Origin of the sequence: Massilia sp. X63 (assembly GCF_041023745.1) — a bacterium.
In the GTDB taxonomy this organism is placed as follows: Bacteria; Pseudomonadota; Gammaproteobacteria; order Burkholderiales; family Burkholderiaceae_D; genus Telluria.
Genome location: NZ_JBFTEF010000005.1, coordinates 238173 through 259995 on the forward strand (window position 1 = coordinate 238173; position 21823 = coordinate 259995).

General features: G+C 65.6%; 29 protein-coding genes. 13 read left to right on the forward strand and 16 right to left on the reverse strand.

Going from position 1 to position 21823, the window contains the following annotated elements; all coding sequences use genetic code 11:
• Positions 1-84: 84 nt before the first annotated feature.
• The 3 genes from AB3347_RS12470 to AB3347_RS12480 form a co-directional block, all read right to left on the reverse strand.
• The gene (locus AB3347_RS12470) at positions 85-1203 is read right to left on the reverse strand and encodes a heme A synthase (protein WP_369092126.1); all 1119 of its coding nucleotides are present in this window, start codon (positions 1201-1203) and stop codon (positions 85-87) included.
• A gap of 113 nt (positions 1204-1316) precedes the next feature.
• Positions 1317-1931 carry an SCO family protein gene (locus tag AB3347_RS12475; protein WP_369092127.1) on the reverse strand — a complete coding sequence of 205 codons (615 nt, stop codon included), beginning with the start codon at positions 1929-1931 and terminating at the stop codon, positions 1317-1319.
• Positions 1915-2721, reverse strand: a complete 807-nt coding sequence (locus tag AB3347_RS12480; protein WP_369092128.1) for an SURF1 family protein — start codon at positions 2719-2721, stop codon at positions 1915-1917. The genes AB3347_RS12475 and AB3347_RS12480 overlap by 17 nt, the downstream gene beginning before the upstream one ends.
• 33 nt (positions 2722-2754) lie before the next feature.
• On the opposite strand from AB3347_RS12480, the gene AB3347_RS12485 reads away from it, so the two are divergent.
• Positions 2755-2955 carry a twin transmembrane helix small protein gene (locus AB3347_RS12485; RefSeq protein WP_369092301.1) on the forward strand — a complete coding sequence of 67 codons (201 nt, stop codon included), beginning with the start codon at positions 2755-2757 and terminating at the stop codon, positions 2953-2955.
• A 160-nt stretch (positions 2956-3115) separates the two neighbouring features.
• Here AB3347_RS12485 and AB3347_RS12490 read toward each other — a convergent pair whose 3' ends face one another.
• Genes AB3347_RS12490 through coxB form a run of 6 tightly spaced genes read right to left on the reverse strand, consistent with a single transcriptional unit; the run spans position 3116 to position 7788 of the window.
• A complete protein-coding gene (locus AB3347_RS12490; RefSeq protein ID WP_369092129.1) occupies positions 3116-3973 on the reverse strand; it encodes a cytochrome c oxidase subunit 3 in 858 nt (285 codons plus the stop codon).
• 59 nt (positions 3974-4032) lie between these two features.
• Entirely contained in the window at positions 4033-4254 is a 222-nt protein-coding gene (locus AB3347_RS12495) for a DUF2970 domain-containing protein (RefSeq protein ID WP_369092130.1), read from the reverse strand.
• Positions 4255-4827, reverse strand: coding sequence for a cytochrome c oxidase assembly protein (locus AB3347_RS12500; RefSeq protein ID WP_369092131.1), 573 nt, complete (start codon positions 4825-4827; stop codon positions 4255-4257).
• A gap of 13 nt (positions 4828-4840) precedes the next feature.
• Positions 4841-4966 (reverse strand): cytochrome oxidase small assembly protein, encoded by a 126-nt coding sequence (locus AB3347_RS12505; RefSeq protein ID WP_369092132.1) that lies wholly within the window; start codon positions 4964-4966, stop codon positions 4841-4843.
• A 2-nt stretch (positions 4967-4968) separates the two neighbouring features.
• Positions 4969-6570: a cytochrome c oxidase subunit I gene (ctaD, locus tag AB3347_RS12510; RefSeq protein ID WP_369092133.1), complete on the reverse strand. Its 1602-nt coding sequence runs from the start codon at positions 6568-6570 to the stop codon at positions 4969-4971.
• A 30-nt stretch (positions 6571-6600) separates the two neighbouring features.
• The gene (coxB, locus tag AB3347_RS12515) at positions 6601-7788 is read right to left on the reverse strand and encodes a cytochrome c oxidase subunit II (RefSeq protein WP_369092134.1); all 1188 of its coding nucleotides are present in this window, start codon (positions 7786-7788) and stop codon (positions 6601-6603) included.
• Here coxB and AB3347_RS12520 point away from each other — a divergent pair.
• Complete coding sequence (locus AB3347_RS12520; RefSeq protein ID WP_369092308.1) at positions 7673-8062, forward strand: hypothetical protein; 390 nt, start codon at positions 7673-7675, stop codon at positions 8060-8062. The genes coxB and AB3347_RS12520 overlap by 116 nt on opposite strands.
• Before the next feature lie 61 nt (positions 8063-8123).
• On the opposite strand, the gene AB3347_RS12525 is transcribed toward AB3347_RS12520, so the two are convergent.
• The gene (locus AB3347_RS12525) at positions 8124-9014 is read right to left on the reverse strand and encodes a methyltransferase domain-containing protein (protein ID WP_369092135.1); all 891 of its coding nucleotides are present in this window, start codon (positions 9012-9014) and stop codon (positions 8124-8126) included.
• A gap of 85 nt (positions 9015-9099) precedes the next feature.
• Between AB3347_RS12525 and AB3347_RS12530 the strand changes: the two genes are divergently transcribed.
• From AB3347_RS12530 to AB3347_RS12550, 5 genes are all read left to right on the forward strand, one after another.
• Complete coding sequence (locus AB3347_RS12530) at positions 9100-9867, forward strand: ComF family protein (protein ID WP_369092136.1); 768 nt, start codon at positions 9100-9102, stop codon at positions 9865-9867.
• Between the two features lie 19 nt (positions 9868-9886).
• Positions 9887-10357 carry a tRNA (uridine(34)/cytosine(34)/5-carboxymethylaminomethyluridine(34)-2'-O)-methyltransferase TrmL gene (gene trmL / locus AB3347_RS12535; protein ID WP_369092137.1) on the forward strand — a complete coding sequence of 157 codons (471 nt, stop codon included), beginning with the start codon at positions 9887-9889 and terminating at the stop codon, positions 10355-10357.
• Positions 10358-10521: 164 nt separating this feature from the next.
• Complete coding sequence (locus AB3347_RS12540; protein WP_369092138.1) at positions 10522-11091, forward strand: PEP-CTERM sorting domain-containing protein; 570 nt, start codon at positions 10522-10524, stop codon at positions 11089-11091.
• Positions 11092-11327: 236 nt separating this feature from the next.
• The gene (locus AB3347_RS12545) at positions 11328-12656 is read left to right on the forward strand and encodes a TrkH family potassium uptake protein (protein WP_369092139.1); all 1329 of its coding nucleotides are present in this window, start codon (positions 11328-11330) and stop codon (positions 12654-12656) included.
• Positions 12646-13347, forward strand: a complete 702-nt coding sequence (locus AB3347_RS12550) for a TrkA family potassium uptake protein (RefSeq protein ID WP_369092140.1) — start codon at positions 12646-12648, stop codon at positions 13345-13347. Before AB3347_RS12545 ends, AB3347_RS12550 begins: the two co-directional genes overlap by 11 nt.
• 12 nt (positions 13348-13359) lie before the next feature.
• On the opposite strand, the gene AB3347_RS12555 is transcribed toward AB3347_RS12550, so the two are convergent.
• The 5 genes from AB3347_RS12555 to AB3347_RS12575 all read right to left on the reverse strand — a co-directional run bounded on the left by AB3347_RS12555 (position 13360) and on the right by AB3347_RS12575 (position 17168).
• Positions 13360-13542, reverse strand: a complete 183-nt coding sequence (locus AB3347_RS12555) for a hypothetical protein (RefSeq protein ID WP_369092141.1) — start codon at positions 13540-13542, stop codon at positions 13360-13362.
• Entirely contained in the window at positions 13542-14477 is a 936-nt protein-coding gene (locus AB3347_RS12560; protein WP_369092142.1) for a DUF389 domain-containing protein, read from the reverse strand. Before AB3347_RS12560 ends, AB3347_RS12555 begins: the two co-directional genes overlap by 1 nt.
• A gap of 150 nt (positions 14478-14627) precedes the next feature.
• A complete protein-coding gene (locus AB3347_RS12565; protein ID WP_369092143.1) occupies positions 14628-15476 on the reverse strand; it encodes a metallophosphoesterase in 849 nt (282 codons plus the stop codon).
• 21 nt (positions 15477-15497) lie between these two features.
• On the reverse strand, positions 15498-15971 hold the full coding sequence (locus AB3347_RS12570; RefSeq protein ID WP_369092144.1) for an adenylyltransferase/cytidyltransferase family protein: 474 nt from the start codon (positions 15969-15971) through the stop codon (positions 15498-15500).
• Positions 15972-15983: 12 nt separating this feature from the next.
• A complete protein-coding gene (locus AB3347_RS12575; protein WP_369092145.1) occupies positions 15984-17168 on the reverse strand; it encodes a PilT/PilU family type 4a pilus ATPase in 1185 nt (394 codons plus the stop codon).
• A gap of 159 nt (positions 17169-17327) precedes the next feature.
• On the opposite strand from AB3347_RS12575, the gene AB3347_RS12580 reads away from it, so the two are divergent.
• Positions 17328-18269 (forward strand): hydrogen peroxide-inducible genes activator, encoded by a 942-nt coding sequence (locus AB3347_RS12580; protein WP_369092146.1) that lies wholly within the window; start codon positions 17328-17330, stop codon positions 18267-18269.
• A 310-nt stretch (positions 18270-18579) separates the two neighbouring features.
• Complete coding sequence (locus AB3347_RS12585) at positions 18580-19194, forward strand: PEP-CTERM sorting domain-containing protein (protein ID WP_369092147.1); 615 nt, start codon at positions 18580-18582, stop codon at positions 19192-19194.
• Positions 19195-19311: 117 nt separating this feature from the next.
• Here AB3347_RS12585 and AB3347_RS12590 read toward each other — a convergent pair whose 3' ends face one another.
• Complete coding sequence (locus tag AB3347_RS12590) at positions 19312-19767, reverse strand: YaiI/YqxD family protein (protein ID WP_369092148.1); 456 nt, start codon at positions 19765-19767, stop codon at positions 19312-19314.
• A 147-nt stretch (positions 19768-19914) separates the two neighbouring features.
• On the opposite strand from AB3347_RS12590, the gene ubiA reads away from it, so the two are divergent.
• The 4 genes from ubiA to AB3347_RS12610 are packed head-to-tail and all read left to right on the forward strand — an operon-like array spanning position 19915 to position 21805.
• A complete protein-coding gene (ubiA, locus tag AB3347_RS12595; protein WP_369092149.1) occupies positions 19915-20769 on the forward strand; it encodes a 4-hydroxybenzoate octaprenyltransferase in 855 nt (284 codons plus the stop codon).
• 43 nt (positions 20770-20812) lie between these two features.
• Positions 20813-21133, forward strand: coding sequence for a YqjD family protein (locus tag AB3347_RS12600; RefSeq protein ID WP_369092150.1), 321 nt, complete (start codon positions 20813-20815; stop codon positions 21131-21133).
• A gap of 2 nt (positions 21134-21135) precedes the next feature.
• Positions 21136-21513, forward strand: coding sequence for a phage holin family protein (locus AB3347_RS12605; protein WP_369092151.1), 378 nt, complete (start codon positions 21136-21138; stop codon positions 21511-21513).
• On the forward strand, positions 21500-21805 hold the full coding sequence (locus AB3347_RS12610; RefSeq protein ID WP_369092152.1) for a hypothetical protein: 306 nt from the start codon (positions 21500-21502) through the stop codon (positions 21803-21805). The genes AB3347_RS12605 and AB3347_RS12610 overlap by 14 nt, the downstream gene beginning before the upstream one ends.
• The last annotated feature ends 18 nt before the right edge of the window (positions 21806-21823 follow it).

A 21823-nucleotide genomic window follows, 5' to 3' on the forward strand; every position in this document is an offset into this window, starting at 1 on the left:
CGTCGCGCCTGGCAGCGCGGCGGCCAGGCCGGGGCGCGCTGCGCGCGCCGGTTACGGTTCAGTTGCGCGCTTGGCTTGCGTGCTTCACCTTGCGCGGTTTACGTCGAGTTGGTGCTTTACCCGGTAGTTTAACATGGTCACCAGCAGGACCAGCAGGGCCGCCCCGGCGTTATGCATTACGGCAATCGCCAGCGGGAAGTCCAGGTAGACGGTGGCGATGCCGGTCAGCAGTTGCACAAATAACACAATGGCAAGCCAGCTGGCGTGTTTCGCCAGATAGGCATGGCGCCGGGCGCGCCACACCAGCAGGCCGAGCACGGCAACCACGACGATGGCGAAATTGCGGTGCACCCAATGGATCGCCACCAGCGCCGAGAACGGCAGGTAGTGGCCGGCCGCGGTCTTGCCCAGTTCGCGCCACAGGTGGAAGCCGTGTTCGAAATCCATGTCCGGCACCACGCGGCCGTCGCACAGCGGGAATTCGTCGCAGGCCAGGGTGGCGTAATTGGTGCTCACCCAGCCGCCCAGCGCGATCTGGGCCGTGACCACCACGGCGGCGAGCAGCGCCAGCCGGCGGATGCCGCGCAGCGCCGCCGCGTTGCCGCCGGTTTCGGCGGTCGGCGGATGCATCAGGAAGTCTTCGCGTCCGCCGAGCCAGGTGAGCAGGGCCAGCAGGCCCATGCCCAGCAGCAGGTGGATGGTCACGATCACCGGCTGCAGCTTGAGGGTGACGGTCCAGGCGCCGAAGGCGCCCTGGATGCAGACGAACACGAACAACGCCAGCGGAATGCCGGGTTTGAAGGCCTGCACCCTGGTCTTGCGCCACTGCACGGTTGCGGTGATGAGCAGGGCCATGATGATCACGCCGATGCCCATCGCCAGGTAGCGGTGGATCATCTCGATCCAGGCCTTGACCACGGTGACCGGGCCGGTCGGCATGGCCGCCTCGGCCGCCGAGATCTGCTCGTGCGCCAGGAAGGGGTTGGCCATGCCGTAGCAGCCCGGCCAGTCGGGGCAGCCCAGGCCGGAATCGGTCAGGCGGGTAAAGCCGCCGAAGACGATCAGGTCGAAGGTCAGGAACACCGCGACCCAGACCAGCTTGCGGAACTTGTTGGGGTCCGAGGACATCCACACCATCGACAGCGGCAGGATCGCCACGAGCAGGCCCATCAGGGCCAGTTGCAACAGGGAAGAAGCTTGCATTGTTCAGTAGGCTGCTCGGCCGGGTGAACCGGCCGTGCTTGCTCCGTTGTTTCCGATCAGGCCGCTATTATCCGGCCATTCCCGATTCGTCGCTCGGCCGCGCTGCGGCGCGGCTAGCCGATCGCCGATGCCTTGAGCAGCTTGGCAATATCTTTGTAAACCTTACGCACGTCCGGGTCGGCCGGGAAGCGCATCATCAGGTTGCCCAGCGGGTCGATCAGGTAGATGTGCTCGGCCGGGGTGCTGCCCTGCTCGGCCGGCAGCCATTTGTACACGGTGTCGTGCGGTGCGCGCAGCAGGTGCATGCCGTCGTACTGGCGGATCGTCATCGTATCGAGCGGCTGCTCGTCGGTAACGAGCCAGACACGCTCGATGCGGTCCATGTTCTTGCCCTGCATCAGGCGCCACTGGCGCATCGCGTACAGCTGCTTCTGGCAGGCTTCCAGGCACTCGCCGCCGCCGACCTTCAGCATGATCCACTTGCCGGCGTACTGCTCCAGCTTTTCCGGGCGGCCGTCGAGGGTGGTGCTGGCCATGGCCGGGATCGGCCGGGTGCGCGGGTCGATCAGGGCGCCGTAGTTGGTGCGGCCTTCCGGCTTGATGACGTAATACGTGAGGTAGGACAGGATCAGCGGCGCCGCGCAGACCATCAGCACCGCGAACAGCTTCCAGCGGCCGCGCTTGCGCTTGCGCTCCTGCGCCTGGGCCTGCTCAGTGGCGTCCCGCATCGCCGCTTCCTGCTGCGTGGTTTGCCGGGTCGGGTTTTCTTGCATCAGCTTGTCTTGATCCACTGCGGAATCCTGTTATCACAAAGAAGAGGATGGCCATGGCTGCCAGTGCATACCACTGGAAGGCATAGCCGCGGTGCTTGTCGATGCCGCTCGAGGGCGAGGGCCATACGCGCAGCAGCATGTCGTCGACCGCATCCGGCTGGTCCGGGCCGGTCTGCTGCACGAAGAAGCTCTGCAGCAACAGGCCGGTGGCCGCGGCCGCCTGCGCCGGATCGATGTTCTGGACGATGGCGCCCGGGGCCAGCGGCGCCGGCTTGCCCAGTTCCATCACGTGTCCCGCCGAGGCCACCACCATGCCTTCGATGGTGATCGTGCCGGCCGGGGTGGCGAATGCGGGCAGCTTGCCGAATTCGGCTTCGCGCGGCAACCACCCGCGCATCACCAGCACGGAGGTGCGCGAATCCGCGATCTTGAACGGCATCACGAGGTAGTAGCCGGGCCGGCCGGCCATCGGGCGGTTGGCCAGGAACAGCGGCCAGTCGGCGACGAACTCGCCGGTGACGCGCACGCGGCGGTATTCGAGCGTCTCGGCCAGGGGCGCGGTGGCGCCGGCGATGGCGACACGCAGGGGCACCGGCGGCTGGCTGGCGCGGGCGGCCAGCTTTTCTTGCACGGCTAGTTTCTCGGCGGCCCTGCCCTGCTGCCAGTTACCCAGAGCAATGCCCAGAACGGCAAGAAGAAGTGCGGCGATACAGGGAATGGGACGAAAATGGAAGGGGAACCGCATTACAATGATGCCTCAACCTTGACCGGGCCGACCATGAAACTCTTCGTTGCGATTGCCTTCATCCTAATCCTTGCCAGCCTCGCGTCCGCCTTGTTCTTCCTGATGCGCGACAAAGGCCAGAGCAACCGTACGGTGCATGCGCTGGCGATGCGCGTCGGCCTGTCGATCACCTTGTTCCTGTGCTTGCTTGGCGCCTACAAGATGGGGTGGATTACCCCGACCGGTATTCGCTAAGCTAGCATACGCTCATGAACGTAGGGCGGGCGGCAGAGCCGCCCACGCGTTCAACCGTCGTATGAAAAGCCATGAAGCGGGCCGCGATACGTGATTTGAACGCGTGGGCGGGAAACCCGCCCACCCTACGAACGGGCGGCGATCAGCCGCCAACATTCTTTTATAGCCAGTACACCACCACGTACAGGCCCAGCCACACGACGTCGACGAAGTGCCAGTACCAGGCCGCGCCTTCGAAGCCGAAGTGGTGGTCCGCCGTGAAGTGGCCCTTCAGCACACGGTACAGGATCACCGACAGCATGATCGCGCCCATGGTCACGTGGAAGCCGTGGAAGCCGGTCAGCATGAAGAAGGTCGAGCCGTAGATGCCCGAGGTCAGCTTCAGGTTCAGGTCCGCGTAGGCGTGCATGTATTCGTAGACCTGGAAGCCCATGAAGACCGCGCCCAGCAGGATGGTGGCGGCGAGCCAGAAGGCGGTCTTGCCGCGGTGGCCGGCGCGCAGCGCGTGGTGCGAGATGGTCAGGGTCACGCCGGACATCAGCAGCAGCGCGGTGTTGATGGTCGGGATCGGGAACGGGCCCATGGTCTGGAAGCCGTCCACCACGCCGGCCGGGCCGGTGTTGCCCCAGGTCGGGACGAAGTCCGGCCACAGGATCTTGTGGTCGAGGTCGGCCAGCCAGGGCATGGACACCGCGCGGGCGTAGAACAGGGCGCCGAAGAAGGCGCCGAAGAACATCACTTCCGAGAAAATGAACCAGCTCATGGACCAGCGGTAGGACAGGTCGATGCGCTTGCCGTACATGCCCGACTCGGATTCGCCGATGGCGTCGCCGAACCAGAAGTACAGCACGAGCAGCGTGGCGGCGATGCCGGCCAGGCACACTGCCGGGCCCCAGGGGGCGCTGTTGACCCAGCCGGAGGCGCCGATCATGGTCACCAGCATCGAAATGCCGGCGCACATCGGCCAGCGGGACGGTCCTGGCACGAAATAGTAGGGCGCGGTGTGTGGCGAACTCATTTTCATCTCCTCAATCTACTCTTTGAATTATCGGGTGATTCTTGTGTCGCTGAAACTCGTTATTGGGCTACCGCGAAGCGCACCGCCAGCATCAGCAAGCCGATGAAGATCGCCGTGCCGAGCAGCCCGGCGACGATCACGTGGACCGGGTTCAGGTTGGCGGCGTCGTGCTCGTAGTCGCGGCGCTTGCGCACCCCGAAGAAGGACCAGAACACGGCCTTCATCGTGGCCAGGAAACTGCCGCGCCGCTGGTGCAACTGTGGATGCGGACGCTCCTGCATCTACCTTACCGCCTTGGTGCCCGCCGAGGCGGTCTGCACCGCCCCGCCGATCTCGAAGAAGGTGTACGACAGCGTGATGTTCTTCACCTCGCGCGGCAGGGCCGGGTCGATGAAGAAGACCACCGGCATCTGGCGCGCTTCGTTGGCCTGCAAGGTCTGCTCCTGGAAGCAGAAGCATTCCACTTTCTTGAAGTGCGGCGTGACAAGCTGCGGCGCGTAGCTTGGAATCGCCTGCGCCTTGACCGCCCTGCCCTGCGTGTTGACCACCTCGTAGGTGACGGTGGCCAGCTCGCCCGGATGCACTTCGATGCTGCGCTGGGTCGGGCGGAAACGCCACGGCCCCTGCGCATTGCCGTCCAGCTCGACCACGATGGTGCGGCTCTTGTCGATCTGGGTATTCTTCGGCGCTTCCACGAACTCGCCCTGGGTGAGCACGTTGATGCCGAGTACCTCGCAGATCTGGCGGTACACCGGCACCAGGGCGTAACCGAAACCGAACATGAGTACCGCCACCACCACCAGCTTGCCCAGCGTGGTGCGGTTCAGTTGCAGCAGCTTCTTGCTGGTGGCCATGTCAGTCCTGCCTTCAGCTCAGCCAGGTGAACTTGACGAACACGCTGGCGAAGAAGAACAGCGCGATCCCGCCCAGGATCAGGGCGGTACGCAGGTTGTTCGGCCGGGGCGCGCCAGCCTTGCGTGGTTCCTGGACCATGATTACTTCACCAGCGGCGGGGTTTCGAAGGTGTGGAACGGCGCCGGGCTCGGCACGGTCCACTCCAGGCCTTCCGCGCCTTCCCACGGCTTGGCCGGGGCAGCCTTGCCGCCGCGGATGGTCGGCAGCACCACGGCGAACAGGAAGTACACCTGCGACAGGCCGAAACCGAAGGCGCCGATCGACACGATCATGTTGAAGTCGGTGAACTGGGTGGCGTAGTCCGCATAGCGGCGCGGCATGCCGGCCAGGCCCAGGAAGTGCATCGGGAAGAAGGTGATGTTAAAGGTGATCAGCGACAGCCAGAAGTGCAGCTTGCCGCGGAACTCCGGATACATGTGGCCGGTCCACTTCGGCGCCCAGTAGTAGAAGCCGGCGAACAGCGCGAACAGCGAGCCCGCCACCAGCACGTAGTGGAAGTGCGCCACCACGTAATAGGTGTCGTGCACCTGGATGTCGATCGGGGTCACGGCCAGGATCAGGCCGGTGAAGCCGCCCATGGTAAACACGAAGATGAAGCCCACCGCGAACAGCATCGGGGTCTCGAAGGTCATCGAGCCCTTCCACATGGTGGCGACCCAGTTGAACACCTTCACGCCGGTCGGCACCGCGATCAGCATGGTGGCGTACATGAAGAACAGCTGCGAGGTCACCGGCATGCCGGTGGTGAACATGTGGTGCGCCCACACGATGAAGGACAGGATCGCGATCGAGGCGGTCGCGTAGACCATCGAGGCGTAGCCGAACAGCGGCTTGCGGGCGAAGGCCGGGATGATCTGCGAGACGATGCCGAAGGCCGGCAGGATCATGATGTAGACCTCGGGGTGGCCGAAGAACCAGAAGATGTGCTGGTACATCACCGGGTCGCCGCCGCCGGCCGCGTTGAAGAACGAGGTGCCGAAGTGACGGTCGGTCAGGGTCATGGTGATGGCGCCTGCCAGCACCGGCATCACGGCGATCAGCAGGTAGGCGGTGATCAGCCAGGTCCAGCAGAACATCGGCATCTTCATCAGGGTCATGCCAGGCGCGCGCATGTTCAGGATGGTGACGATGATGTTGATCGACCCCATGATCGACGAGGCGCCCATGATGTGCATGGCGAAGATCGCCATGTCCATGCCCGGGCCCATCTGGGTCGACAGCGGCGCGTACAGCGTCCAGCCGGCGGCGGTGGCGCCGCCCGGCGAGAAGAACGAGCCTGCGAGCAGGATCGCCGCCGGCGGCAGCAGCCAGAACGAGAAGTTGTTCATGCGGGCGAAAGCCATGTCCGAGGCGCCCACCTGCAGCGGCAGCATCCAGTTGGCGAAGCCCACGAAGGCCGGCATGATCGCGCCGAACACCATCACCAGGCCGTGCATGGTGGTCAGCTGGTTGAAGAACTCGGGGCGGAAGAACTGCAGGCCCGGCTCGAACAGTTCGGTGCGGATCATCAGCGCCAGCACGCCGCCCGAGAGCAGCATGATGAACGAGAACCACAGGTAGAGGGTGCCGATGTCCTTGTGGTTGGTGGCGAACAGCCAGCGGCGCCAGCCGTGCGGATGATCGTGCGCGTGGTCGTGGTCGTGGCCGTGGTCGTGTGCGTGATCGATAGTGCTGGTAGTCATGTCGATATCCCTGAAGCGAACGTACTTGGCTTACTTGCCGCGTGCAGCCAGAACCTCGGCCGGTTGAACGATGTTTTCCGCAGCCTTGTTCGACCAGGTATTGCGGGTGTAGGTGATGACGGCGGCGATCTCGGTGTCCGAGAGCTGCTTCCAGGCCGGCATGGCCGACGGGTAGGCCGGGGTGTCCTGGCCGTTGAGCAGCACTTCGACCTGGTGCGCCTTGGCGCCCAGCACCACCTGCGAGCCGTCCAGCGGCGCGAAGGCATTCGGCACGCCCTTGCCGTTGGCCTGGTGGCAGGCCACGCAGTTGGCGGCGTAGACCTGCTCGCCGCGGGTCTTCAGTTCGTCGATGGTCCAGACCTTGTTCGGATCGTCGGCCAGGGCGGCCATTTTCTTCTTCTCGCCAGCGACCCAGGCGCTGTAGTCCTCGGCGGACACCACGCGCACCACGATCGGCATGAAGGCGTGGTCCTTGCCGCACAGTTCAACGCAGTTGCCGCGGTAGACGCCGATCTTGTCGGCCTTGAACCAGCCGTCGCGCACGAAGCCGGGAATCGCGTCCTGCTTGATGGCGAAGGCCGGGATGGTCCAGGCATGGATCACGTCGTTGGCGGTGAACACCATGCGGATCTTCTTGCCGACCGGGACCACCATCTCGTTGTCGACTTCGAGCAGGTAGTTCTCGCCTTTCTTCTCGGTGGGTTCCTGACCCGGCAGGCCGATCTGGGCGCGCGGGGTGGCCAGGTTCGACAGGAAGGAAATGCCCTCGCCTTCGCCCTTCAGGTAGTCATAGCCCCATTTCCACTGCATGCCGGTGGCCTTGATGGTGATGTCGGCGTTCGAGGTGTCCTTCAGCGCGACCACGGTCTTGGTGGCCGGCAGGGCCATGCCGATGACGATCAGGAAGGGAACGATGGTCCAGGCGATCTCGACCGCGGTGGACTCGTGGAAGGTGGCAGGCTTGTGGCCGAGCGACTTGCGGTGCTTGAACACCGAATAGAACATGACACCGAAGACGCCGACGAAAATGACCAGGCAGACGATCATCATCCAGTTGTGCAGGCTGTAGATGTCGGCGCCGACGCCGGTCACGGGGATCTGCATGTTCAACTGGTGTTCCACCGGCCGGCCCGTGATTTCCGGAGCCGCCCATGCTGGGATGCCGGCCGTTGCTGCGAGGCCGAACATCCAGGCCCCAAGTCGCGATGCGTATGTCATGTTGTCCCCAACCACCAAATATAAATATATTTTTAACGGTCGGCAGCTCCACGAACGAACTGCCGCCGCTCCGAAACGTAATTCGCAGAACGGTTCATACCAGTACCGCGAAATTGCGCTGCGGAAACGGTCGGGAACCTACACGCCGGGATGGATAGCTTGGAGCTACCCGCCGCCGACGGCTCTGCTGATGCTGCAATTCATTTCTATTTTCTGCCTGGAGTGCTGCTTTTTTCAGCGTTTTCCTCGTCCAGACGATAAAAATAGCCACTGATTATAATCAAATCAGTAATTTTTATTCAAGGAAAATCAGGCACTGTTGTTGCCTTGGGTTATTAGGGCTTACGTGGCTGGAAACGCACGATCGCCTCCCCTGCCGCCGTGGTGCGCGGAGCCGGACGGAAAGCGTGGCCGTAGATGACCTCGAAGCTCAGCCCGAGCTTGCCATCCGGGCGGCGCTGGGCCTCGAAGGCATCGAGCATGCGCTGCCAGGCGGCGCGCCCGATAAGCCCACGGCGGCGCGTGTCGAGCGGGTTGCCGCCGAGCGCGCGCACGTCTGCCAGCAGGCTGGCGGCGCTGTCGTAGGTGACCGTGATGCGTTCCATGTCCATGACCGGGGTGGAAAACCCGGCCTCCACCAGCTGGTCGCCGAAATCGTGCATGTCGACGAAGGGCAGCGTGTGCGGCGTTTCGTCCAGCGCGGCAAAGGCGGTGCGCAATTCGGAGAAAGTGTCGGGGCCGAAGCACGAGAACATCAGGAGCCCGTCCACCCGCAGGACGCGCCGCCATTCGGCGAACACGCGGTCGGGCTGAGGATGCCAGTGCAGCGCTACATTCGACCACAACAAATCGAGCGAGTTCGTCCCGAAGGGCAGATTGCCGAAGTCGCCGCACAGGATGTCGACGCCGGCCTTGGCCGGCAGCAAACGGCTGAGCATCTGGTTGAGCGAGCGCGTCGCCGGGGCCGGCGCCTTCGCCGCCATGGCCATGGCGGGGGCGGCGTCGATGCCCAGGATCTGGGCCGCCGGGTAGGTTTTCTGCAGCAGGGCCAGGTCGCGGCCTTCGCCGCAGCCGGCGTCGAGCACCTGTTTCGGGACGATCTTCACGAGCTGCAGGCGCTCGTGCATGCGCTGCGCGATCTCGCGGCGCAGGAAGTCGGAGGAAGCGCTGCGGCCGGGCTGGGCGAACAGGGAACGGACGCGGGCCTGGTCGATCGGCGCGCTCATCCGGGATGGTTGCGGTGAAGCCATGGTAGTGGTGCGGACAAATGAGATAATGGCGGAGTGTACATGCTTGCGTGGATTCGAGTAGATGCCCCCGCTATCCCACCTCCTGCGCCGGCCGGGCAGGCTGCTGCCGGCCGTGCTGCCGACGGTGCTCCCGCCCGTGCTGCGCACGCTGCTGCCGTGCAGTTGCGTCCTGTGCGGCGGCCTGGGTGACGCGCCGGTCTGCCCGGCCTGCACGCAAGCCCATGTACGGGACGTCCAGGCCCGCTGCCCGTGCTGCGCCAACCCGGCCGGCGCCCATGACGGCGCCCGCCCCTGCGGCGCCTGCCTGGCCGCGCCGCCCGCCTTCGATGCCACCGTGGCCGCCTGCGATTACGCCGTGCCGGTCGACGCCCTGGTGCTGCAGCTGAAGTTCGGGGCGCGGCTGGCGCTGGCGCCGTGGATGGCGCAGCGCTTGCGCGAGGCCTTCCTTGCCCGCGCGGCGCTGCCCCTGCCAGATGTGCTGTGCCCGGTGCCGCTCGGTCCGCGCCGCCTGGTCGAGCGCGGCTACAACCAGGCGCTCGAGGTAGCCAGGCCGCTGGCGGCCGCGCTCGGCATCGCGCTGGCGCCGCGGCTGGCGGCACGGCAGGTCGAGACGGCCGCCCAGTCCGGCGTGGCGCCGGGCGAGCGGCGCCGCAACGTGCGCGGCGCCTTCGCACTCGCCGCCGACGCCCGGCTCGCAGGCATGCACGTCGGCGTGGTCGACGACGTCATGACGAGCGGCCATACACTCGATGAACTGGCCGGCGTGCTCAAGCGCGCCGGCGCGGCGCGCGTGACGAACCTGGTGTTCGCGCGCACGCCGCCCCACTGATTCTGAATAGGAGAGCATTTTGTTCCACGTCGTACTTGTAGAGCCGGAAATCCCGCCGAACACCGGCAACGTCATCCGCCTGTGCGCCAACACCGGCGTGCAGCTGCACCTGATCGAGCCGCTCGGCTTTCCGCTCGACGACGCCAAGATGCGCCGCGCGGGGCTGGACTACCACGACTACGCCACCATGAAGGTGCACAAGAACTGGGAAGCCTTCCTGGCCGATGCACGGCCGGACCCGGCCCGCATGTTCGCGCTGACCACCCACGGCTCTTCGCCCTTCGCCGAGGCCAGCTTCCGGCCGGGCGACGTGTTCGTGTTCGGCGCCGAATCGCGCGGCCTCGATCCGGCGCTGCGCGAGACCTTTCCGCCGGCCCAGCGCATCCGCCTGCCGATGCGGCCCGACAACCGCAGCCTGAACCTGTCGAACACGGTGGCCGTGGTCGTCTACGAGGCCTGGCGCCAGAACGGCTACATCGGCGGCACCTGAGTTTCTACCGGTCCGAAATTCCCAAGGGCAATGTTACTTTATTGTCGCGCGAGCACGACACAATGTGGAAATTTCCGCAAGATGGCGCGACAGTATCGAGCGAACAGGAGTAGGCTGGTCACATCGCGTTTCGATCGGCGCCCTGTTTTTGCTCGAGGTTTCACATGAAGAAGTTACTCACCACCGGCGCCCTGCTCCTGTGCTGCACCGCCGCCCACGCCGCACCTGGCGACACCATGTCCTGGGGTTTTTCCTTCACCGGTTTCTACGACAGTGTGTCGAACAGTTTCCTGCCCGATGAAATCATCGCCGGCTCGTTCAAGGGCACTGACCTGGACAGCGACGGCCTGCTGGAAAAGGACGAACTGCTGAGCCTGGTCGTGGGCGAACTCGACTACATCGCCTGCGCCGCCACCAGCAATGCCTATTACCACTGCGGCGCGAGCAGTTTTTCGTTCTCGCGCGATACCGGCCTGCACTTCAGCGTCGGCAGCTACGGCCAGGATCCCGAAGGCTGGGTCGGCGGCGGCCGCCTGATCACCACCGGCGACCAGCACTATGCCTACGACTTCCAACCCGGCACCAGCACCGAGCGCCACCTGTACTGGACCAGCGACACCAAATTGACCATGATCTCGCAGGCGCCCGAGCCGCACACCTGGGCCATGCTGGCGGCCGGCCTGCTGGGACTTACCTGGCGCGCACGCCGCAGCGCCGTCCGGCCGCGCGCCTGAGCAGACCGCCGGCCCGCATGGCCGGCCGTGCCGCCCGCTCGTCGTACAAGGGCGCGCCGGCAAGGCATCGTATAATCCGCACGCCTTCACGCATGCCGCTTTGCCGGCCATGCGTGCAATCCCTGGTCTCCGGCGATCTGCGACTGTTCCCGTGCCGCCGCCACGAGCCCACGGGGCGGCGCTCGACGAACCATTGAACGGTCACGAACCATGCGTCTCAGCTTCCCGGTCTGCCCATGAAAGCAGTCCTGCATCCCGCGCGCGCCGTCGTCCTCGGCTTCCTGCTGGCCATCGTGGTCGGCAGCCTGCTGCTGATGCTGCCTGCGGCGCACAGCACCGGCGGGTCCGCTCCCTGGATCGTCGCCTTCTTCACCGCCGTGTCGGCGGTATGCGTGACCGGCCTGGCGGTCGTCGATACCGGCAGCTACTGGTCGCCGTTCGGCCAGGTGGTGATCATGCTGCTGTTCCAGCTGGGCGGTTTCGGCCTGATGACCGCCGCGACGCTGCTCGGGCTGATGGTCAACCGCTCGCCGCGCCTGCGCACGCGCCTGATGACCCAGACCGAAACCCGTACGCTCGGGCTGGGCGACATCTCGAGCGTGGCGAAGATCGTGTTCGTGGTGACGTTCACCTCGCAACTGATGCTGACGGCGGTGCTGTCCCTGCGACTGCACTTCGGTCACGGACTGGACTGGCGCCAGGCTTCCTGGAGCGGCCTGTTCCATGCTGCCTCGGCCTTCAACAATGCCGGCTTCTCGATCTACGCCGATGGACTGACGCGCTTTGTGGGGGACGGCCTGATCCTGTTTCCGGTCATGGCCGCCATTATTCTTGGCGGCATCGGTTTCCCGGTACTGCACGACCTGCGCCACCGTTGGCACGATCCGCGCCACTGGTCCCTGCATACCAAGCTGACCCTGACCGGCACCCTGATCTTGCTGGCGGGCGGCTTCCTGGCCCTGCTGCTGCTCGAGTACGACAATCCTCGTACGCTGGGGCCGCTGTCGATGGCGGAGAAATTGCTCAACGGCCTGTTCCTGTCGGTGTCGGCACGCACCGCCGGCTTCAATGCCGTGGACATCGGCGCCCTGACGCAGGAAGCCTGGGCCGTGCACTACTTCCTGATGTTCATCGGCGGCGGCAGCGCCGGCACCGCCGGCGGCGTCAAGGTCGGCACCGCGGCGGTGCTGGCCTTGCTGGTCATCGCCGAGATCCGGGGCCACAGCGACACCGAAGCCTTCGGCCGCCGCGTCAGCGCTTCGATGCAGCGCCAGGCCATCACGGTGATGGTGCTCAGCAGCATGATCGTGGCGCTGTCCACCGTGATCCTGTTGCGCCTGACCGACCTGCCGATCAGCCGCATCATCTTCGAGGTCATCTCTGCCTTCAGCAGTACCGGCCTGTCGACCGGCATCACCGCCGAGCTTCCGCCGGCCGGATTGCTGTTGCTGACCTTGCTGATGTTCATCGGCAGGGTCGGCATCATCACCTTCGCTACCTCGCTCGTCCTCGGCGAGCGCCGCATGCCTTACCGTTATCCAGAGGAGCATCCAATTGTTGGGTAGGATTTTTACAGAACAGTTCGCCTTTTCGGCGGGCGACAGCGTCGTCGTCATCGGGCTCGGCCGCTTCGGCGGCTCGGTGGCCCAGTCGCTCGTGCGGCTCGGACATGACGTCATGGGTATCGACCGCAGGGAAGACCTGGTCCAGTTCTGGGGCGACCGGCTGACCCATGCGGTGCAGGCCGACTCCACCAACGAGAATGTCATGCTGCAGCTAGGCGTGGCCGACTTCTCGCATGCCATCGTCGCCATCGGTTCGGACCTGGCCGCCAGCCTGATGACCCTGATGGTGCTGACCGAGCTCGGCATCAAGGACATCTGGATCAAGGCGCAGACGCCGGAACACGGCCAGATCGCCCAGCGCATCGGCGCCCACCACGTGGTGTTCCCCGAAGCGGACATGGGTGCGCGGGTGGCCCACCTGATCACCGGCCGCATGATGGACTTCATCGAATTCGAGGACGGTTTCGCGATCGCCAAGATCCACGCGCCGCCGGGCACCCACTTCCAGACCCTGGCCGAAGCCCACGTGCGTTCGCGCTACGGCGTCACCATCGTCGGCGTCAAGCGCGCCAACCAGGACTTCGAGCACGCCCTGCCCGACACCCGCATCCTGCCGGCCGACCTCCTGATCGTGTCGGGGCCGACCAGGAAGATCGAGCTGTTCGCAGCCGGCGAGAAGAAAGCCAGGTAGCGCGCGACCCCGTCAGCGCCCGCGCGCCGGCGGCACCAGCACCAGTCGCGCGTCGGCCGACTTGGTGCGCGCCACCAGCCAGGCCTCGGCCCGGCGCACATCGGCCTGCGCCAGCTTGCGCTTGCAGCGCGCGGTCAGCGTCGACACCTCGGTCGGCGCCTTGCCCTCGGCGCCCGGCGCCAGCGCCACGCCCATCAGCACCTCGCCGCAGTTGGGATACTGCGCCGCGAATTCGGCCGCGATATCGGTGGCGGTATCGCGCCATGCAGGCGGGTGTCGACCACATGGGTGGCGCCGCCGCTGAATTCCTCGCGCACGAACTGGCGCGCCCGGTGCCCGAACACTTCGTTGTCCACCAGCTGGATTGCCAGGTAGATGCTGGGCAGGCCGGTCAGCATCACCACCATCAGGAGCGTGCGCTTGACGCGGCGCTCGACGCGCTGGTCGACGAACTTGCGGTGCGGCAGGCGCAGGAATTCGATGACGATGACGGTGGCCACCGCAATGAACACGCAGTTGATCGAGAACAGGTAGAACGCGCCGCCGAACACCGCCCAGTTGCCGTTGGCCAGGCCGTAGCCGGCCGTGCACAGGGGCGGCATCAGGGCGGTGGCAATGGCCACGCCCGGGATCACGTTCGACTTTTCGCGCCGGGTCATGCCGATGATGCCGGCCAGGCCGCCGGTCAGCGCAATCAGCACGTCCCACAGGGTCGGGGTGGTACGCGCCAGCAGTTCCGACTGCGCTTCGTCGAGCGGCGTCAGCACGAAATACAGGGTCGAGGTCACCAGGCTGATCGCGGCCGCGATCCCCAGGTTCAGGAGCGAGCGCCGGATCAGCGCAAAGTCGAAGATGCCGATGCCGTAGCCGATGCCGACGATCGGCCCCATCAGGGGCGAGATCAGCATGGCGCCGATGATCACCGCCGGCGAATTGATGTTCAGGCCGATCGATGCCACCAGGATGGCGAACATCAGGATCCAGGCGGTCGCACCGCGCAGTTCGATGCCGGCACGCAGGCTGCTGTCGATGACGTCGTCGTCCGCCTTGTCGTGCAGCAGGCTGAAACGTTGGGCGAAACCCAGAGGCGCCGCGGACTGGGGCGCAAAGTTTCGATCGGATTCACTCATGCAGGATTCTCGACTGGGGCACACAGCGCTGGCGCGCTCGGGGCGGCCATGATATCAGCTGGGTTCGGCTAGCAGAGCCAATCGCCGTGCAGGCCAAGCGCGCCGGAAGCGCGCTGCCGTGATGCGAGCTGCCGACACGCACCTGGCGCATCAGGCGCATCCCGGCGGCGTCGACTTCTCGTCCAGCATGGCCGCCACCATGGGCTGGGTCGCCGCGGTCCAGTGCGCCAGCACGCGCTGCGGACAGCGGCCGAAGATGCTTGCCAGGCCGCTGCCGTCCCAGCGGTGCAGGGCAAAAGCCGGCTCGCCCTGCTCCACCAGCGGCCGGCCGTCCGGCTGCGTCGCCCCCATCGGTGCGAAGGCCAGGCTCAGGTCCGAGGACGAGGACGGGCAGGTCGCCACCCGGCGCCCGAACCAGGAGAACACGCCGCCCAGGTGGACGTGGCCGCTGCAGATGCCCGCCAGGTTCGCGCCCTGCAGCGCGGCATCGAGGCGGGCGATCCATGCCTGGCGCGGGCCCGGATCGATCCACGGCAGGCCGACGTCGACCGGCGGATGGTGCAGGAAGACCAGCAGCGGCGCACCGGCGCTGTCCTGCACTACCTGGCACAGCCACTGCGCACGCGCCTCGCAGAACGCGCCGCCGTGGCGCCCCTCCTCCAGGCTGTCGAGGACGATCACCTGCAGTCCGTCCAGCGCCGTACGGCCCTGCACGAAGCCCCCATCGGCGTGGGCGGCGCCGAACACGTCCAGGAAATGCGCGCGGCTGTCGTGGTTGCCCAGCGCCAGGCGCACCGGACCGGGCCAGCGCGCCAGCGCGGCCTGCAGGTGCCGGTAACTCTCCGGCGCGCCGTCGTCGGCCAGGTCGCCGCTCAGCACCAGCAGGTCTGGCCTGGCCTGCAGGCTAAGCAGGTGCTCGAGCACGCGCACCAGGCGCGCCAGGTTCGGGTGGGCGGGATCCGCTTGCAGGTGCAGGTCGGTGACTTGCGCGATCAGCATGCCTTGCCCTCCCCTGTTTGCTCAGCCCCGGATCTTCGCCACCAGCCTGGTGGTCGAGCGGTCGTGTTCGAAATCGATCGCCACCGCGCGCCCGCCGTAGGCCTGTACCGCCTGCCCTTCCGGGATCTTGCTCATGTCGTAGTCGCCGCCCTTGGCATAGATCTCCGGCCGTGCTTCCAGCACCACCTCGAGCGCGGTGTCCTCGTCGAAGTCCACCACCAGGCTGACCGACTCCAGCGCCGCCAGCACAGCCATTCGGTCGGCCAGGGTGTTGTGCGGGCGGTCGTCGCCCTTGCCCAGGCGTTTGACCGAAGCGTCGGTATTCGCCGCCACCACCAGCGAGCCGCCCAGCTCGCGCGCCTGCGCGAGATAGGTCACGTGGCCGCGGTGCAGGATGTCGAACACCCCGTTGGTCAGCACCACCGGCTTGGGCAGTTGCGCGATACGCTGCGCCAGCTCGGCGCGCGTGCAGATCTTGTTTTCGAATGCAGGCATGGAGTTCTTCATTTAGGTGGTGCTCGGTGCGTCGTCTTGCGGTTCTTCATCGATCGCCATCGACAGCTCGGCGGTCTTGCCGCCGCCGTCCGGCCCCTTGCGCTCGCCCGACAGCTTGATCTGCAGGCGCAGCCCGTTGGCCGAGTCGGCGTTGCGGATCGCCTCGTCGTAGCCGATGTAGCCCTTGTTGTACAGTTCGTACAAGGCTTGGTCGAAGGTGCACATGCCGAGCTCGCGCGACTTGTGCATGATCTCCTTGATGTTCTGGAAGTTCCCCTTCAGGATCATCTCGCTGATGGTCGGCGTATTCAGCAGGATTTCGATGGCCGCCTTGCGGCCCTTGCCGTCCTCGGTCCGGATCAGGCGTTGCGAGACCACCGCGCGCAGGTTGGACGACAGGTCCATCAGCAGCTGGTTGCGGCGCTCTTCGGGGAAGAAGTTGATGATGCGGTCGAGGGTCTGGTTGGCGTTGTTCGCGTGCAGGGTGCCCAGGCACAGGTGACCGGTCTCGGCGAAGGCGATCGCGTGCTCCATGGTTTCGGTGTCGCGGATCTCGCCGATCAGGATCACGTCCGGCGCCTGGCGCAGCGTGTTCTTCAGGGCGTTGTGCCAGGAGTGGGTATCCACGCCCACCTCGCGGTGCGTGACCAGGCAGTTCTTGTTCTTGTGGACGTACTCCACCGGGTCTTCCACGGTGATGATGTGGCCGGCCGAGTTGCTGTTGCGGTAGTCGATCATCGCCGCCAGCGTGGTGGACTTGCCGGAGCCGGTGCCGCCGACCACCAGCACCAGGCCGCGCTTGGTCATCACGACCTCCTTCAGCACCTCGGGCAGCTCGAGCTTCTCGAAGTTCGGGATCTCGGAGGCGATCGTGCGCACCACCATGCCCACGCTCTGCTGCTGCACGAAGACGTTGACGCGGAAGCGGCACACGCCGGGCAGCGAGATCGCGAAGTTGCACTCCATCTCGGCCTCGAATTCGGCGCGCTGGCGCTCGTTCATCAAGGACAGGGCCAGCGCGCGCGTGACCTCGCCGGACAGGCGCTGCTGGCTCAGGGGCTTCATCGCGCCCTGGTGCTTCATGCTGGGCGGGAAATCGCTGGAGATGAACAGGTCGGAGCCGCCCTGGTGGTGCATCACCGTCAGCAGCTTGTGGATGTAGGCCTGGGCTTCCGCCGGACCGAAGGTGGACGACATGGGTACCTCGCGAGAACGCAGGCGAACATCCTGCACGGCAATTATATAGGCTAAGATTCGCGACTATGATCCGTAAAACGCGAATCTTGGCTGACTTGCAGCCAACATTGTGTCAGGATGGGCGGCAAAGCAGCCGTCACATCCTGTGCTAGAGAAACTATGACACTGACCGAGCTGAAATACATCGTCGCCGTCGCGCGCGCCAAACACTTCGGCCATGCCGCCGAAGCCTGCTTCGTTGCCCAGCCTACCCTCTCCGTCGCCATCAAGAAGCTCGAGGACGAACTTGGGGTGACCCTGTTCGAGCGCGGCGGCTCCGAGGTTTCCGTGACGCCGCTGGGCGCGCAGATCGTTGCCCAGGCCGAGCGCGTGCTGGAACAGACTGCCGCCATCAAGGAACTGGCGAAGCAGAACAAGGACCCGCTGGCCGGACCGCTGCGCCTGGGCGTGATCTACACCATTGGTCCGTATCTGCTGCCGCCGCTGGTGAAGCGCCTGATCGACACCGTGCCCCAGATGCCGCTGGTGCTGCAGGAGAACTACACCCACAAGCTGCTCGAACTGCTGCGCCAGGGCGAGCTCGACGCCGCCATCGTGGCGCTGCCGCTGCCGGAACACGGCATGTCGATCCAGACCCTGTACGACGAACCCTTCGTGGTCGCGATGCCGCGCTCGCATCCCTGGGCCGGCCGCAAGGAAATCCCGGCCGACGACCTGAAGCTGGAAACCATGCTGCTGCTGGGCGCGGGCCACTGCTTCCGCGACCAGGTGCTGGAAGTGTGCCCGGAAATGGCGCGCTATTCCTCTCCTGGCAACGGCATGCAGCGCACCTTCGAAGGTTCCTCGCTGGAGACCATCCGCCACATGGTGGCCAGCGGCATCGGCCTGACCGTGCTGCCGCGCGCCTCGGTGGCCGACATGAACGACCCCAACGGGCTGCTGACCTATGTCCCCTTCTCCCCTCCCGCGCCTTCGCGCCGGGTCGTGATCGTGTGGCGCAAGAGCTTCACGCGGCGCGCCGCGATCGACGCGGTGGCGCAGGCGGTCGGCGAATGCAAGCTGCCGGGTATCGACATGGTGGCGCTCGAAGCAGCGGCCTGAGGCCCGCCGCGGGGTAGCTCCTGCGGTATTTTTACCATTTGTAAAAAAAAGATCACTTCCCTGCCGGAGCGGGCTTGCGCGCACCGGCGTGACGCACTGGCGATTTCATTAAAAAATCTACCCAGGGAAAATAAATGGCGGTCGGAAACTAAGGATCATCGTCGATTTCGTCGAAAAATCTTACAGTTAACTCCTGAGCCTAAGTAAATACATTTAACAATCAGTTACTTACCCAGGTGGCATGCGCCTTGCATGGCTATGCTTGCTAGGCCGTCCTTAATAACGAGGATTCATCCACGAGGGAGTAATCATGATTACCAGAAAATTGGTCAAGGCAGTCCTCTTCGTTTCCACGCTCGCCGGCGCCCAGGCCGCCCATGCGGCGCTGGTCAGCTGTCCCACGTCGTTTACCACCAACCCGACCGCGAAAGTGGAAAACAGCGGCGGAACGCTGACCGCAGCCAGCGCTTGCCAGTATGTCACGCCGGCCGACAACAACAACGTGGCCTCGGTCGCCAACATCAACACGGCGGGCTTCTTCGGCACCAACACGTGGCAACTGAACGGGAGCAACCTCCAGGTCGGTCCCGGCGGCCCGTCGGGCACCTGGACGATTGCCGGCGCGAATTTCGCCGCCTTCGACTACATGATCGTGTTCAAGGACGGCAGAGGAACCAACCTGACCGGCTTCCTGTTCAACGAACTGTTCAGCAACGGTGTGTGGTCCACGCCCTTCACCGATCCGCCTTTCGATTTGCCGGGACAGTCCACCTCGCACGACGTGTCGCACTACACCATCGTGCAACGCACAGGCCGCATCGTGCCTCCAGGTGGCGGCGAAGTGCCTGAGCCGGGCATCCTGGCCCTGATGGGGCTGGGCATGGCCGGCTTCGCCGTGGCGCGTCGCCGTCCTTCTTCGAAGTAAGCGGCCGCCGCTGGGCTGCGCTTGCCTGTACCGCCCCCGGACAGGCCAAGGGCAGCCCTTTAGTTCTTACAAGAACTGTAAAGTTTTGCGAACGCGACCGCCGGGATGCCCCCGGACTCAGCCGCCGGCACGCAGGCGCGCCAGCTGGCGATCGAGGGCATTGGCGAAGTTCTGGCGGTCCGCCTGGCTGAAGGCGGCCGGCCCGCCGGTGTCCACCCCGCTCCCCCGCAACTCTTCCATGAAAGCACGCATCGTCAGCTGCTGGGCGATGGTGTCCCTGGTGTACCACTCGCCGCGCGGGTTGAGCAGCAAGCCTCCCTTGTCCAGCACCTGCGCCGCCAGCGGAATGTCGGCGGTGACGACGATGTCGCCGGGGTTCACCCGCGCGACGATCTCGGCGTCGGCGGCATCCGGGCCGGCCGGCACCTGCAAGGCGCGGATGACGCGCGAGCCCGGTACCTTGATCAGCTGGTTTGCCACCAGGGTGAGCTCGAGCTGCAGGCGCTCGGCCACGCGAAAGAGGATGTTCTTGATGACGGCAGGACAGGCGTCGGCATCGACCCAGATGTGCATGATGTAAGAAGAGCTTGTCGGAACCGGGTCGATTGTACCGCCTGCGGCCGCCTCCGCCCGTTCTGCCGGTTCTGCCCGTTGTGCCAAAAGGGGCTAGAATCCCTGTCTTCTGCTCAACAGTTCTTGCGCAACAAGACTCCACGATTCATGAACAAGCTGGCGCTCTATTTCCGCCTGGTCCGTGCCGACAAGCCGATCGGGATTCTCCTGCTGCTGTGGCCGACCCTGTGGGCTCTGTGGATGGCCTCCGGCGGCGTGCCGGACATGGGGGTGCTCCTCATCTTCGTACTGGGAACGGCGCTGATGCGATCTAGCGGTTGCGCCATCAACGACTACGCCGACCGCGACTTCGACAAGCACGTCAAGCGCACCGTCGACCGTCCGCTTACCGCCGGTAAAATCCGCGGCTGGGAAGCGGTGATGGTGGCGGCGGTGCTGGCGCTGGTCGCCTTCCTCCTGATCCTGCCGCTGAATGCGCTGACCAAGCAGCTGTCGGTGCTGGCCCTGGTCGTGGCCGGCACCTACCCCTACTTCAAGCGCTTCTTCGCGATTCCGCAGGCCTACCTCGGCATCGCTTTCGGCTTCGGCATCCCGATGGCCTTCGCCGCCGTGCAGGACACGGTGCCGGCGGTGGCCTGGTGGCTGCTGGTGGCGAACGTGTTCTGGGCGGTCGCCTACGACACCGAATACGCCATGGTCGACCGCGACGACGACCTCAAGATCGGCATCCGCACCTCGGCCATCACCTTCGGCCGCTTCGACGTGGCCGCCATCATGCTCTGCTACGGCGCGGCGCTGGCCATCGACCTGGTGTGCGGCTGGTACCTCGGCCTGCGCTGGTGGTTCGTGGGCGGCGTGGCGGTGGCGGCCGCGATGGCGCTCTATCACTACACCCTGATCCGCCACCGCGAACGCATGGCCTGCTTCAAGGCCTTCCGTCACAACAATTGGCTTGGCGCCGCACTGTTCATTGGTGTCGCGCTAGACTATGCATTCAGGTAATATTGCACAAAAAGCATTCACCCTTACTTAGACGAGGCCTACCATGATGGAAAAGATCCCTACCCAAACCGGCACCCGCGACCAACTGATGTCCGACCTGAAGACCGTCATCCAGGACGCGGAATCCTGGCTGCGCAACGGCGGCCAGCTGACCGGCGACGAGCTGAAGGCGGCCAAGGCCAAGTTCGAACAGACCCTGTCGGCGGCCAAGGAAAGCCTGGGCGAGTACCAGCATACCGTGGTCGAGAAGACCAAGGAAGCGGCCCGCGTCACCGATGAGTACGTGCACGAGAACCCATGGAAGTCGGTGGGCCTGGGCGCCGCCGTCGGCGTCGTGATCGGCATGCTGATCGCCCGCCGCTAAGCATGAGCATCACGGCGGCAGTGAGAAGGATCGCGGCCAACGTGCTCGACCTGGCGCGCACGCGCCTCGAGCTGGCCGCCATCGAGCTGCAGGAAAGCAGCCGGCTCCTGCTCGGCTACCTGGCCTGGGGGCTGGCGGCGGCGGTGCTGGGGCTGTTCGCGCTGGCCCTGGTCATCCTGTTCGTGCTGGTGCTGTTCTGGGATACCCACCGCCTGGCGGCGGTCGGCGGCATGGCCGTCCTGTTCATCCTGGGCACCGTGTTCGCCGCGCTGAAGCTGCGCGCCGGACTGGCCACGCGTGCGCCGCTGCTGCCGGCCACCCTGGCGGAACTGCGCAAGGATGCGGCGGCACTCAAGGGAGACGATCTTGACGGCGTCTAAATCGGCGGCGCTGGCCGCGCGCCGCGAGGCGCTGGTGGCCAGGTGCGCCGACCAGCGCGCACTGGTGGCGCACGAACTCGCGATGCTCTCTTCGCCGCAGACGCTGGGCCTGATCCCGGCCTATGCGGCGCGGCACAAGAAGACCGCGCTGGTCGTGGCCGGCGTGGCGGCCGGGCTGTTCCTCACCAAGCCCAAGTGGGCGGTCGGCGGCGTCACGGCGGCCGTCTCGGCCTACAAGTTCGCCCAGAAGCTGCTGCCGGTGCTGCGCTGGAAGGGCTTCGAAGTCCACTGATGCACCGGCGCCCAGCGC

What these genes read in the sequence shown, in the direction of transcription:
- AB3347_RS12470 (WP_369092126.1), bottom strand. Translation starts at nt 1,203, where the DNA reads ATGCAAGCTTCTTCCCTGTTGCAACTGGCCCTGATGGGCCTGCTCGTG.
- AB3347_RS12475 (WP_369092127.1), bottom strand. Translation starts at nt 1,931, where the DNA reads ATGCGGGACGCCACTGAGCAGGCCCAGGCGCAGGAGCGCAAGCGCAAG.
- AB3347_RS12480 (WP_369092128.1), bottom strand. Translation starts at nt 2,721, where the DNA reads ATGCGGTTCCCCTTCCATTTTCGTCCCATTCCCTGTATCGCCGCACTT.
- AB3347_RS12485 (WP_369092301.1), top strand. Translation starts at nt 2,755, where the DNA reads ATGAAACTCTTCGTTGCGATTGCCTTCATCCTAATCCTTGCCAGCCTC.
- AB3347_RS12490 (WP_369092129.1), bottom strand. Translation starts at nt 3,973, where the DNA reads ATGAGTTCGCCACACACCGCGCCCTACTATTTCGTGCCAGGACCGTCC.
- AB3347_RS12495 (WP_369092130.1), bottom strand. Translation starts at nt 4,254, where the DNA reads ATGCAGGAGCGTCCGCATCCACAGTTGCACCAGCGGCGCGGCAGTTTC.
- AB3347_RS12500 (WP_369092131.1), bottom strand. Translation starts at nt 4,827, where the DNA reads ATGGCCACCAGCAAGAAGCTGCTGCAACTGAACCGCACCACGCTGGGC.
- AB3347_RS12505 (WP_369092132.1), bottom strand. Translation starts at nt 4,966, where the DNA reads ATGGTCCAGGAACCACGCAAGGCTGGCGCGCCCCGGCCGAACAACCTG.
- ctaD (WP_369092133.1), bottom strand. Translation starts at nt 6,570, where the DNA reads ATGACTACCAGCACTATCGATCACGCACACGACCACGGCCACGACCAC.
- AB3347_RS12520 (WP_369092308.1), top strand. Translation starts at nt 7,673, where the DNA reads ATGTTCAACTGGTGTTCCACCGGCCGGCCCGTGATTTCCGGAGCCGCC.
- coxB (WP_369092134.1), bottom strand. Translation starts at nt 7,788, where the DNA reads ATGACATACGCATCGCGACTTGGGGCCTGGATGTTCGGCCTCGCAGCA.
- AB3347_RS12525 (WP_369092135.1), bottom strand. Translation starts at nt 9,014, where the DNA reads ATGAGCGCGCCGATCGACCAGGCCCGCGTCCGTTCCCTGTTCGCCCAG.
- AB3347_RS12530 (WP_369092136.1), top strand. Translation starts at nt 9,100, where the DNA reads ATGCCCCCGCTATCCCACCTCCTGCGCCGGCCGGGCAGGCTGCTGCCG.
- AB3347_RS12540 (WP_369092138.1), top strand. Translation starts at nt 10,522, where the DNA reads ATGAAGAAGTTACTCACCACCGGCGCCCTGCTCCTGTGCTGCACCGCC.
- AB3347_RS12545 (WP_369092139.1), top strand. Translation starts at nt 11,328, where the DNA reads ATGAAAGCAGTCCTGCATCCCGCGCGCGCCGTCGTCCTCGGCTTCCTG.
- AB3347_RS12555 (WP_369092141.1), bottom strand. Translation starts at nt 13,542, where the DNA reads ATGGGCGTGGCGCTGGCGCCGGGCGCCGAGGGCAAGGCGCCGACCGAG.
- AB3347_RS12560 (WP_369092142.1), bottom strand. Translation starts at nt 14,477, where the DNA reads ATGAGTGAATCCGATCGAAACTTTGCGCCCCAGTCCGCGGCGCCTCTG.
- AB3347_RS12565 (WP_369092143.1), bottom strand. Translation starts at nt 15,476, where the DNA reads ATGCTGATCGCGCAAGTCACCGACCTGCACCTGCAAGCGGATCCCGCC.
- AB3347_RS12570 (WP_369092144.1), bottom strand. Translation starts at nt 15,971, where the DNA reads ATGCCTGCATTCGAAAACAAGATCTGCACGCGCGCCGAGCTGGCGCAG.
- AB3347_RS12575 (WP_369092145.1), bottom strand. Translation starts at nt 17,168, where the DNA reads ATGTCGTCCACCTTCGGTCCGGCGGAAGCCCAGGCCTACATCCACAAG.
- AB3347_RS12580 (WP_369092146.1), top strand. Translation starts at nt 17,328, where the DNA reads ATGACACTGACCGAGCTGAAATACATCGTCGCCGTCGCGCGCGCCAAA.
- AB3347_RS12585 (WP_369092147.1), top strand. Translation starts at nt 18,580, where the DNA reads ATGATTACCAGAAAATTGGTCAAGGCAGTCCTCTTCGTTTCCACGCTC.
- AB3347_RS12590 (WP_369092148.1), bottom strand. Translation starts at nt 19,767, where the DNA reads ATGCACATCTGGGTCGATGCCGACGCCTGTCCTGCCGTCATCAAGAAC.
- ubiA (WP_369092149.1), top strand. Translation starts at nt 19,915, where the DNA reads ATGAACAAGCTGGCGCTCTATTTCCGCCTGGTCCGTGCCGACAAGCCG.
- AB3347_RS12600 (WP_369092150.1), top strand. Translation starts at nt 20,813, where the DNA reads ATGATGGAAAAGATCCCTACCCAAACCGGCACCCGCGACCAACTGATG.
- AB3347_RS12605 (WP_369092151.1), top strand. Translation starts at nt 21,136, where the DNA reads ATGAGCATCACGGCGGCAGTGAGAAGGATCGCGGCCAACGTGCTCGAC.